7 protein-coding genes are annotated in these 11,587 nt (G+C 71.9%); 1 reads left to right on the plus strand and 6 read right to left on the minus strand.

Features of this window, described 5'->3' with window-relative positions:
* Nucleotides 1–32: 32 nt before the first annotated feature.
* Entirely contained in the window at nucleotides 33–3,974 is a 3,942-nt protein-coding gene (locus ACIBQX_RS03305) for a trypsin-like peptidase domain-containing protein (protein ID WP_397000076.1), read from the minus strand.
* Nucleotides 3,975–4,075: 101 nt separating this feature from the next.
* Here ACIBQX_RS03305 and ACIBQX_RS03310 point away from each other — a divergent pair, with 101 nt between their 5' ends.
* The gene (locus ACIBQX_RS03310; RefSeq protein ID WP_397000078.1) at nucleotides 4,076–6,322 is read left to right on the plus strand and encodes an ATP-binding cassette domain-containing protein; all 2,247 of its coding nucleotides are present in this window, start codon (nucleotides 4,076–4,078) and stop codon (nucleotides 6,320–6,322) included.
* Between the two features lie 6 nt (nucleotides 6,323–6,328).
* Here ACIBQX_RS03310 and folP read toward each other — a convergent pair whose 3' ends face one another.
* From folP to ACIBQX_RS03335, 5 genes are all read right to left on the minus strand, one after another.
* On the minus strand, nucleotides 6,329–7,180 hold the full coding sequence (gene folP / locus ACIBQX_RS03315) for a dihydropteroate synthase (RefSeq protein ID WP_397000080.1): 852 nt from the start codon (nucleotides 7,178–7,180) through the stop codon (nucleotides 6,329–6,331).
* 191 nt (nucleotides 7,181–7,371) lie between these two features.
* Nucleotides 7,372–8,580: an acyl-CoA dehydrogenase family protein gene (locus ACIBQX_RS03320; RefSeq protein WP_397000082.1), complete on the minus strand. Its 1,209-nt coding sequence runs from the start codon at nucleotides 8,578–8,580 to the stop codon at nucleotides 7,372–7,374.
* A 64-nt stretch (nucleotides 8,581–8,644) separates the two neighbouring features.
* Complete coding sequence (locus ACIBQX_RS03325) at nucleotides 8,645–9,016, minus strand: VOC family protein (RefSeq protein ID WP_397000084.1); 372 nt, start codon at nucleotides 9,014–9,016, stop codon at nucleotides 8,645–8,647.
* Between the two features lie 106 nt (nucleotides 9,017–9,122).
* The gene (locus tag ACIBQX_RS03330; RefSeq protein WP_397000086.1) at nucleotides 9,123–10,049 is read right to left on the minus strand and encodes a glucosyl-3-phosphoglycerate synthase; all 927 of its coding nucleotides are present in this window, start codon (nucleotides 10,047–10,049) and stop codon (nucleotides 9,123–9,125) included.
* Between the two features lie 53 nt (nucleotides 10,050–10,102).
* Nucleotides 10,103–11,575 (minus strand): helix-turn-helix domain-containing protein, encoded by a 1,473-nt coding sequence (locus ACIBQX_RS03335; protein WP_397000088.1) that lies wholly within the window; start codon nucleotides 11,573–11,575, stop codon nucleotides 10,103–10,105.
* Nucleotides 11,576–11,587 lie beyond the last annotated feature (12 nt).

Below are 11,587 nucleotides of genomic sequence, written 5' to 3' on the forward strand. Positions count from 1 at the left end.
TCACTACGACGTTCCTCTCACGACGACCCAGCTCACGATGACAGCCGGACGGCGAGCACGCCCGCGGTCAGGCCGACCGCCACGCCTCCGGGGATCGCGCTCAACGCTAGAGCCTCGTGCTGGACGGGCACGACTCGCAGGCACGAGCCCGTCGCGGGGTCCCACAGGCGGACCGTGCGGTCGTAGCTGGAGGTGGCGAGCAGCGCGCGGCCCTCCACGGCCACCGGGCAGGCGGCGCTGACCGTGTCGGTGTGCCCGCGGAAGGTGAGCAGGTGCTCGCCCGAGGCCGGGTCCCACAGTCTGGCCGTCCGATCGCGGCTCGTGGTGACCAGGAGCTGGCGGTGGTCGTACCGAAGGGCGCACAGGCCGGTGACCGCCGCCCGCTCGTGCGCGACGAAGGCGCCGCGCTCCAGGCCGGTCGCGGGGTCCCACAGGCGGACGGTGGTGTCGCGGCTCGCGGTGGCGAGCAGGCTCGCGCCGATGGCGCAGGCCGCGGTGACGGCGGCGGTGTGGCCGGTCATGGTGCGCAGGAGGGTCGCGGTGGCCGGGTCCCAGACCCGTACGGTCTGGTCGCGGCCCGTCGTCACCAGCATCCCCTGGACGGCGCACGCGGCGGTGACGCCCTTGTCGTGCCCGGTCAGGACGTGCAGGCACGCGCCGGTGGCCGGGTCCCACAGCCGTACGGTCCGGTCCTCGCCGGTGGTCGCCAGCAGGCCGCCGAGTGCGCAGGCGGCGCTCACCGGGAGCGTGTGCCCGGTGAGGCTGCGCAGGTGCTCGCCCGTCTCCGGATCCCACAGGTAGACCGTGCTGTCGCGGCCCGTCGTCACCAGCGCGGGCCGGTCGTCGACGCTGGTCGGGCAGAGGCCGGTGACTCCGTACGGGAGCGTCCGGTGCGGGCGGCGCAGGGTGGCGGCGTCCGCGGCCCACAGGTGCACGGTGCGGTCGCGGCCGGTCGTGGCCAGCAGCGGGTGCCCGTCGGCGGTGAGGGCGCAGACGGAGGTGACCGCGTCGGTGTGGCCGCCCAGGCTGCCGACCGGCTGTCCCGTCGCCGGGTCCCAGATCCGGACGAACCTGTCGCCTCCCGTGGTGACCAGCAGCGTGCGCCCGTCCACGGTGACGGGGCAGGCGAACGTCACCTCACTGGTGTGCCCGGTCAGGGTGTGCAGGCAGGAGCCGGTGCTCAGATCCCACAGCCGGATGGTCCTGTCGCGGCTGGTGGAGGCGAGCAGGGCACGGCCGTCCACCGTGAGGGCGCACAGGCCGGTGACGCGGTGCGAGTGGCCTCTGGTCCCCTCGGTGTGACCGGCGAAGGTGTGCAGGCAGGCGCCGGTGTCCGGGTCCCACAGGCGGATGGTCCTGTCCTGGCTCGCGGTGGCCGGCAGCTCGCGGCCGCCGAGGGTGACGGCGCAGACAGCGGTGACCTCACGGGCGTGCCCGGACAGCATGCGCAGGCAGCGGCCGGTGGCCGGGTCCCAGATCCGGGCCGTCCGGTCGTCGCTGGTGGAGACCAGCAGGGTGCGGCCGTCCGCCGTCAGCGTGCACAGGCCGGTGACCCCGTAGGTGTGCCCCCGGTAGGTCCGCAGGTGGGCGCCGGTGGCGGGGTCCCAGGTCCGCACGGTCCTGTCCATGCCGGCGGTGGCCAGCACCGTGCGGCCCGCGAGGGTGAACGCGAGGACGGCGGTGACGCTCGCCGTGTGCCCGGTGAGGGTGCGCACCTGCGTGCCCGTGGCGGGATCCCACACGCGCACGGTCGCGTCCTCGCCGGCGGTGGCCAGGAGGGTGCGGTCGTCGACGGTCACGGCGCAGGCGCCGCTGACCGGGGCGGCGTGGCCGGTGAGGACCGTCTCCATCAGCCGGGGTTCGACCCGCGCCCACCTCGCCCGGTACGGCGAGGGGTGCGGCATCCGCTGGTAGGCGTCCCCGAGACCGTCCAGGGCCTCGGCGATGCTCAGCACCCCCAGCCGCTCGTCAGGGTCCGCGGCCACCGCCTGCGGGGCGCTGCGCAGCAGGCGGGCGCGCCGCTTGCCCTCCGGGGTGACGGCCCCGCGCGCGAGCGGGATCAGCCGCATCAGGTCGGCGTGCAGCGGGAGGTCGTCCACGGCGAGCAGCTCGTCCAGCACTCCCCCGTCGGCCGCGTGCTGGGGCAGCGAGCGCTTCAGGTAGTCCGGAGCGGACGCCCAGCCGGTGCGGACGCCGTACGCGAGGAACTCCCTGGCGAGGGCCCGTTCGTCGTCCTCGCGCGGGTGGAACTCGGCCCTGGCGGCCAGCAACGTGTCGTTGAGCGCCTGGTGGAAGAGCCGGTACACCCGTCCGGACTCCACCAGGAAGTTGGCGGCCGAGGATCCGGCGAACCTGAGCAGCGCCTCCCGGCCAGGCGTCCGTCCGTAGAGCGCCCGGATCGCCGTCTGCCACAGCTCGACGCTCAGGCCCGGCGACCGCGCGAAGGCCAGCGCGGTCAGCAGGTCTCCGGCCTCGGGGCCCAGCTTGGCCAGGTAGTCGCGCAGCGCGCCGTCGACGGTGGGGCTGAAGGACAGCTCGCCGGGGCCGACGGCGACGGTGTCGTGCAGTCCGTGCGCGCGGGCCATGAGCCCGGCGACCAGGAAGTTGCCCGCCGACAGCGCCGCGATCCGGTCGGCGATCGGGCGGGCCGGCCCGTCCTCCAGGTACGGGTTGCCGTCCGAACGGGCGGACCGGAGGGTGGCCAGCGCGTACGTGGCGAGGTCGGCCTCGCGGAACAGCGCGGGATCGTCCAGGTCGAGGAGCTCACCGGCCCGCCCGAAGCGGAGCAGCAGATCGCCTTCGTCATCGCGGCGGCGGCACCCCACGACGATCTGCACGGCCGGGCAGGTCTCCGCCAGTGGCACCACCAGGCCGGTGATGAGCTCGCGCGCCTGGGCGGGCGTGCCGGCCTCGTCGAGCGCGTCGATGATCAGGTTGAGCCTCGGCCCGGTGCTCAGCGCCGTGACCAGGTCCTCCAGTCGATCCGGCCGGGGGACCCCCGCGGCTCGGGCGATCTCCGCGGCGACGTCCAGCGCGGTCTTGCCCTTGGCGTGCACGGCGCAGCCGACCGAGCCCGGCGTGGCCCGGACGGCGGTGTCGGAGCCGGGCAACTCGGCGCGGAGGGCCGGATCGGCGGTGGTGACGACCCGGCCGAGGACCGCCGATTTCCCCACGCCGGGCGAACCGGTCACCACGAGCGCGCTGTAGGCGGGCCGCTCGCTGTCCAGCCAGGCGACGACGCGGCTCAGCACCTCGGCGCGGCCGGTGAAGCGGTGGCCGCGCTCGCTGTCGCGGGAGACCCCGCGAGCCCGTGGCCGCCAGTGCCGCCCCGCCTCGGGATCATCGGTCAGCGACCACCCCCAGGCGGTCATGGCCAGCTCCCCCGCCCGCTCCGCGCGGTACCCCAGCCTCGCCCCCGGCAGCAGGCGGTCGACCGTGTGCAGGGTGAGGGCCAGGCCGTCGCCCTGGGTGGACTCGTACCGGCCGAGAATCCCGACGACGGCCTGGTGGCGCTCGGACCACAGCCCGGAGCCGCTGAAGCCCCGGGCGAGCGGGTGGCGGGACTCGGTGCGCAACGCCACCCAGCCGTAACCGGCCTGCGCGCCGACCGTGCCTCCCGCCTGGGTGGCGAACGGGCTGCCGTCGGGGAATCCGTACGCCGTCCAGGGCGTGTCCTTCAGGGCCGTGTCCTTCACGCGGGCCAGCGGGGCCGGCTCCACGTCCGGCGGCCACGGCCCGGTCAGGGCGAGGAGCGCCACGTCGGCCCCGATCTCGTCGCGCCTGCCGGCGCACTCGGCGCGGAACAGGGTCAGGCCGTCGTCCGACAGGGGGAAGGACACCCAGCAGACGCCGTCCTCCGGGACCACGTGCGCGCTGGTCAGCACCTGCCCATCGGCGACGAGCACCCCGGAACCGGCCGGGGAGCCCCCCTCCTCATCGGTGAACACCACGACCACCCACGTACGCACAGGCATACGCCCACCCTAGGCAGGCGCGCGCCCATCGAATGCGGAAAGGAACCGACCTGGTTCTCCTCTACCGTGCCCGGACAGGCCAGGAGCAGGGACGGGGAAGCATGATCACGATCGTCGGCGCACGGGAGAACAACCTCAAGAACATCTCGGTCCAGGTGCCCAAGCACGTGATCACCGTGTTCACCGGGGTGTCCGGCTCGGGGAAGTCGTCGCTGGTCTTCGACACCATCGCGGCCGAATCCCAGCGGCAGCTCAACGAGACGTTCACCGCCTTCGCCCGCAACCGCCTGCCCCGCTACGGCCGGCCGGACGCGGACGTCATCGAGGGCCTGTCCACCGCGATCGTGGTCGACCAGAAACGCCTCGGCGGCAACTCCCGCTCCACCGTCGGCACCATCACCGACCTGTACGCCCTGCTCCGCCTGCTGTTCTCCCGGATCGGCGAGCCGGGCGCCGGCCACTCCAACGCCTTCTCCTTCAACGACCCCGCCGGCATGTGCATGGACTGCGAAGGGCTCGGCAGAAGGGTCCAGCTCGACCTGGACAAGCTGCTCGACACCTCACGCTCGCTCAACGAAGGCGCCATCGGGCATCCCGCGTTCGCCGTGGGCGGCTGGTTCTGGAAGCTGTACGCCAACTCCGGGCTGTTCGACAACGACCGCAAGCTGCGCGACTACACCGAGGCCGAGTGGGACACCCTCCTGCGCGGCGCGGAAGGATCGGTGCCGCTGGACTGGAAGGGCGGGCAGATCACCGCCACGTTCGAGGGCCTGATCCCGAAGTTCGACCGGCTGTACATCCGTAAGAGTCCCGAGGAGATGAGCGCGAAGAACCGCGCCGCGCTGGAGCGCGTCGTCTCGGTCTCGGTCTGCCCCACCTGCGACGGCCGGCGGCTCAACAAGGACGCGCTCGCCTGCCGGATCGACGGGCGCAACATCGCCGAACTCGCCGCCCTGGAGATCGGCGACCTGGCCGCCGCCGTCCGCGACATCACCTCGCCACGGGTGACGACCCTGCGCGACAACCTTCTGGAACGGCTCGGCCACCTGATCGAGCTCGGCCTGGACTACCTGACGCTCAGCCGGGAGACCGCCACCCTGTCCGGCGGGGAGTCCCAGCGCGTCAAGATGATCCGCCACCTCAACAGCTCCCTGGTCGAGGTGGCCTACATCTTCGACGAGCCGACGATCGGCCTGCACCCGCACGACGTCAGCAGGCTCACCACCCTCATGCGGCGGCTGCGCGACAAGGGCAACACGGTGCTGGTGGTGGAGCACGACCGCGACGTCATCGAGATCGCCGACCACGTCATCGACCTCGGTCCCGGCGCCGGGCAGCACGGCGGCGAGATCGTCTACCAGGGCGACGTCCAGGGCCTCCAGGCCGCCGGCACCCGCACCGGCGTCTGCATGCGCGACCGGCTCCCCATGAAGCGGGAATTCCGCACCCCTACCGGCCACCTGACGATCGCCGGCGCCTGCCTGCACAACCTCAAGAACATCACCGTACGGATCCCGACCGGGGTGCTCACGGTCGTCACCGGAGTCGCCGGCTCGGGCAAGAGCACCCTGGTCCATCAGGTCTTCCGCGCCCAGCACCCCGGCGCGGTGATCATCGACCAGTCCGCGGTCACCACCAACCGGCGCGCCAACCCGGCGACGTACACCGGCGTCCTGGACGACATCCGCCGGCTCTTCGCCAGGGCCAACCAGGTCAGCGCCTCCCTGTTCAGCTTCAACTCCGCCGGCGCCTGCCCCGCCTGCCAGGGCGAGGGCGTCATCTACACCGACCTCGCCTTCCTGGACCCCATGGTCACCCTCTGCGAGACCTGCTCCGGCAGGCGCTTCACCGAGGAGGTCCTCGGCCACAGGCTGCGGGGGCTCGACATCAGCGAGGTCCTCGCGCTGAGCGCCGCCGAGGCGGCCGTGTTCTTCACCGAGCAGCGCATCGCACGGACCCTCGGCTCGCTGGTCGACGTCGGCCTCGGCTACCTGCGGCTCGGCCAGCCGCTCAACACCCTGTCCGGCGGCGAGTGCCAGCGCCTCAAGCTCGCCACCCGGCTGGGTGAGCGGGGCTCCGTCTACGTGCTGGACGAGCCCACCACCGGCCTGCACATGTCAGACATCTCGCATCTCCTGGCCGTCCTCGACACCCTGGTGGACGGCGGGAACTCCGTCGTGGTCGTCGAGCACGACCTGGACGTGGTCAAGAACGCCGACTGGATCATCGACCTCGGTCCCGGAGGGGGCGGCGCCGGGGGCCGGGTGATGTACGAGGGCACTCCACCGGGCCTTCTCGACGCGCGCGATTCACGTACCGGAGAATGTCTGCGCGCCGCTCTCCCGTGACTCGGGTCACCTGCCGGCGGCGCGGCCCCATACCGCGTCGAACAGGGCGATCGTGTCGAGGGTCTCCGGGACGTCGTGCACCCTGATGAGGTCGACGCCCGCCGACCACGCCGGTCCGACCATGGCAAGCGAGCCGGCCAGCCGGTCGCCGACGTCCCGGCCCGTCACCTTGCCGATGAAGGACTTGCGGCTGACGCCGAGCGCGACGGGGACGCCGAGGGAGCAGAGCTCGGGCAGCCGCCGCAGGAGGGTGACGGTGTCCTCGGTGTCCTTCCCGAAGCCGATGCCGGGATCGATCCACATCTCCTCGACCCCGTCGGCCCGGGCGGTCGCCGCGAGCGACCGGAGGTAGGCGGCGACCTCGGAGTGGACATCGTCGTAGACGGGGAACACGTCGCGCAGCACGGGCACGGTGTGCGCGTGCATGCCGATGTAGCCGGCCCCGAGCCGGGCGGCCACGGCGTGCAGCGTGCCCGACACGTCGTTGATCAAGGACGCGCCTTCGTGTACGGCCACCTCGGCCACCTCGGGGTGACGGGTGTCGACCGACACCCTGCCCACGGTGGCCAGGGCCGATATGACGGGTCTGACCCGGTCGAGCTCCTCGTCCACGGAGACCGGCTCGGCGCCGGGCCGGGTGGACTCGCCGCCGACGTCCACCGCCCAGGCGCCCGCCTCGAAGGCGCGCCTCCCGGCGGCGATCGCCCGCTCCGTCGTCTCGTACCTGCTGCCCGGCCAGAACGAGTCGGGAGTCGCGTTCACGATGCCCATCACCCGCATGCGCCCGGCCTCCGGACTGCGCGTGGCGACGGCGGAGCGCCCCGTGGGTCTCATCGCGGTCGGCGGCTGCCTGCTCACCTTGGGTCCTCACCGGTCATGGGCATGGTCGTCGATTGACCACGGTAAGGATCAGCGGTGCGGGAAGGAAGCGCGGAATGACGGAACGCTCGCGGCGGAACGCCGTAACGGCCCTACGTCTTTCGTCGCGAACCCGGCACCGTCCCGGCCTCGTCCCGGCCCGGCCCCCCGTCCCGTCCCGTACCGTACCGTCAGCGGACCTGCAGGCCGGTGACGGCGCGGCCGATGATCAGGCGCTGGATCTCGCTGGTGCCCTCGAAGATGGTGAAGATCTTGGCGTCCCGGTGGAAGCGCTCCACCGGATGGTCGCGGGTGTATCCGGCCCCGCCGAGGATCTGGATCGCCTGCTCCGTCACCCAGACGGCCGTCTCCCCCGCCACCAGTTTCGACATCGAGCCCTCCGCCTGCTCGAAGGGCCTGCCCTGCCTGGCCATCCAGGCTGCCCGCCAGGTGAGCAGGCGTGCGGTGTCCACACGGGTCGCCATGTCGGCCAGAAGGAAGGCGATGGCCTGGTTCTCGCCGATCTTGCGGCCGAACTGCTCACGTTCGCGGGCGTAGTCCCTGGCGTACTCGTAGGCCGCGCGGGAGATGCCCACCGCCATGGCGGCGACCGTGGGGCGGGTGGTCTCGAAGGTGCGCATGGCTCCCTGCTCGCCGGCCCGTTCGCCGTTGCGCACCCTGGCCAGGCGGGCGTCCAGTTTCTCCTTGCCGCCGAGGAGGCAGGAGCCGGGCACGCGGACGTGGTCCAGGACGACCTCGGCCGTGTGGGAGGCGCGGATGCCGTGTTTGCCGAACTTCTGGCCCATGGACAGCCCTGGCGTGCCCGGCGGGATGACGAAGGTGGCCTGGCCCCGGGTGCCGAGGCCGGGGTCCACCGAGGCGACGACGACGTGGACGTTGGCGATGCCGCCGTTCGTCACCCAGGTCTTGACGCCGTTGAGCACCCAGTCGCCGTTGTCGTAGGTGGCCCGGGTGCGGATGGAGCCGATGTCGGAGCCGGCGTCGGGCTCGGAGGCGCAGAAGGCGCCCAGTTTGACGTCGTTCTCGGTGCCGAACATCTGCGGCAGCCACTCCCCCATCTGCTCGGGGGTGCCGTTGGCGGACAGGGCGGCGGCGGCCAGGCCGGTGCCGACGAGCGACAGGCCGATGCCCGCGTCTCCCCAGAACAGCTCCTCGAACGCGACCGGGAGCGCCAGCCCGCTCGGCTCGAACCACTGGGTGGCGAAGAAGTCCAAGGAGTACAGGCCGATCTTGGCGGCTTCCTGGATGACGGGCCAGGGGGTTTCCTCGCGTTCGTCCCATTCGGCGCCGGCCGGGCGGATGACGTCGCGGGCGAAGGCGTGCACCCAGTCGCGCACCTCGGTGACGTCCTCGCCGAGATCGAGGCTGAAGCCGCTCATACCGTTACTTCCTGAAATTTCCGACACGATAATACCCTACTGGCCAGTAGGTACGCTCGGAAGGTCAAGAAAGGCGGCGGCGGAGCAGGCAGAACTCGTTGCCCTCGGGGTCGGCGAGGACATGCCAGGGCTCCTGGCCGGTCTGCCCGACGTCCGCGCGCGTCGCCCCGGCGGCCAGCAGTCGTTCGAGCTCGGCGTCCTGGTCGCGATCGGTGGGGTTGACGTCGATGTGCAGCCGCAGCTGCTGACGCTTGGGCTCCTCGGACGGGCTGAACACCAGCGTCGGCTGGAGGCCGCCGAACCCCTCGGCGGGCCCGATCTCGACCGCCCCCTCCTCCCGCCCGATCACGCCGAAGCCGAGCACCTCACACCAGAACGCGGCCAGCCGCTCCGGGTCACTGCATTCGAGCACCAATTCACTGATCCGGCACGCCATGCCGACCCCCTTCTCGAACCAGGAACGAACAGCAGGGACAATACAGCCAGAGACGGAACCGGCGGGCGGCCCAGCGGGCAGCTCACGGGGTGGCCCAGCGAGCGGCTCAGCGGGTGAGGGTGAGCATCGGCGGGCGTTCGGCGATCGTGATGTCGCTGGAGACGATCTCGTGGCCGACGCAGGCCCGCCGGAACTGGTCGAGGCAGGGCGAGGGGACGTGCCACGCGTCGATCTTGCCCTGGCGCCGCAGGCGGGACCAGGCGGCCAGCATGATCTGCCCGGCCATGCCGCCCAGAGCCTCCGTCGACTGCGGGGCGTGCTCGCGGGAGCCGAGGTCCACCTGGGCGAACGCGTCCAGCCCCGCCAGGTCCAGCAGGTCGATGAGCAGCCCGAGTTCGACCCCGTACCGGGTGAGGAAGGGCACCCGCTCCAGCGCCGAGCGGCGGCCCGCGTACTCGCCGGCGAGCGGCTGGACGAAGCCGGACAGCAGCGGCCAGTGCAGGTTGATCAACGGCCGGGCGACCAGCTCGGTGACCCGGCCGCCGCCGGTGGGGGCGCCGTCGAACGGACGGTCGTAGCAGCCCTTGGCGTAGGCCACGGTGGAGTCGGTCAGCAGCGGCCCCAGCACCCCACTCACCAGCGAAGAGCGAAATTTCCGGATATCGGCGTCTACGAAGGCCACGATGTCACCCGTGGTGACCGCCAGCGACTTCCACAACGCCTCCCCCTTGCCGTCGAGGGGCGGCAACTCCGGCAGGATGTCGTCCTGAGCGTGCACGGCGGCGCCCGCCCGCGCGGCCACCGCCGCGGTGTCGTCGGTGGAGCGCGAGTCGATCACCACGATCTCGTCCACGAGACAGGCCAGCTCCCGCCGGATGACCTGAACGATCTCCCCCACGGTCTCCCGTTCGTCGCGTGCCGGGAGCACCACGCTGACGGTGAGATTCCCCTTCGCCTCGACCAGTGATCCGACCGGCCAGTCCGCGACACTGGATGTGCGGCGCCGCAACCAGCGATGAACTTCAGGCAGCATACGACCACCCCCGTTCATCAGGCTTTATCCCCGCTTTTCAACCCGGCTAGTCGTCAGCTCAGGGCCGCGTGCCGCTCCAGGAAGGTGTAAACGTCCGCCTCGTCCACGCCGGGGAACGAGCCGGGCGGCAGGGCGGCGAGCACGTGGGAGTTCGCGCGGGCCGACGGCCAGGCGTACCCCTCCCAGCGTTCGGCCAGGTCGGTGGGCGGCCGGCGGCAGCATTCGCCGTTGGGGCAGCTCGACTTGGTGCGGTTGGTGGTCTCGCGGCCGCGGAACCAGCGCGACTCCTTGAACGGCACGCCCAGGGTGATCGCGAAGTCCCGCTCCCGGGACGGGTCCACGTGGGCCACGCAGAAGAAGGTGCCGGTGGGCGAGTCGGAGTACTGGTAGAAGACCGAGAAGCGGTCGGGCGAGGTGAAGACCTGCCGCCCCGACCACTGCAGGCACATCCGCTGCCCCTCGATCGCGCCCTGCTCGTCGGCGGGGAAGACGATGCCGTCGTTCTCGTAGGCCTTGTAGATGATGCCGCCGGCGTCGTTGCGCACGAAGTGGCAGACCAGGTCGAGGTGGTGGGTGGCCAGGTTGGTGAAGCGGTGCGCGGCCATCTCGTAGGAGACGGCGAACACGTCGCGCAGGTCCTCCACCGACAGCGCCCGTTCCGCCTTGGCCTCCTGCAGGTAGACGGTGGCGGCCTTCTCCGGTACGAGGACTGCGGCGGCGAAGTAGTTGGCCTCGGTCCGCTGGCGCAGGAAGTCGGCGAAGTCGCGCGGCTTGCCGTGGCCGAGCGCGAGGTGGCCGAGCGTCTGGAGCAGGATCGTGCGCGGGGTGTGCATGCCGAGCTGCTCGTGCTTGACGTAGATGCGGCTATTGCGGAGGTCGGTGATGGATCGCACCGATCTGGGCAGGTCCTGGGCGGTGTGGACGGTGTAGCCGAAGTGGGTCACCAGTCCCTGGATCACGCTCTGGGACAGGGCGCCGCCCCGGTAGCCGACCGCGGCCAGCGCTTCACCGGCCGCCTTCTCGATGTCGGGGAAGTAGTTGCCCACCTCGCGCTGCCGGCGCCGCAGCTCGGCGTTGGCCGCCCTGGCCTCCTCCGGGGTGGCGGTGCCCCTGGCCTGCCTGGCGCGCAGCTCGCCGTACAGACCGAGCAGGTGCTCCAGCACGTCGTTGGGCACGCGCGCGGAGACCTTGAGCCGCGGCAGGCCGAGCCCGGCGTAGATGGGGTCGCGCTGCGCCTCTTCCAGGGCGATCTCCAGCTGGGCGCGCCGGTTCGGCGGCTGCCTGCGCAGCAGCTCCTCCACGGGGACGCCGAGTGCGGCGGCCAGCGACTTGAGGAGCGACAGCTTCGGCTCGCGTTTGCCGTTCTCCAGCAGCGAGAGCTGGCTGGGCGCCCTGCTGACGCGTGAGCCGAGGTCGGACAGGGTGAGGCCACGCTGTTTCCGCAGGTGACGCAGACGCTGCCCAAACGCGATCAGATCGAGCTCTTGCGTCAAAGACAGCGGTTCTTCGCCTAGCAAGGACGCCATACGGGCATCTTA

The organism is Nonomuraea sp. NPDC049714 (genome assembly GCF_044465295.1).
In the GTDB taxonomy this organism is placed as follows: Bacteria; Actinomycetota; Actinomycetes; order Streptosporangiales; family Streptosporangiaceae; genus Nonomuraea.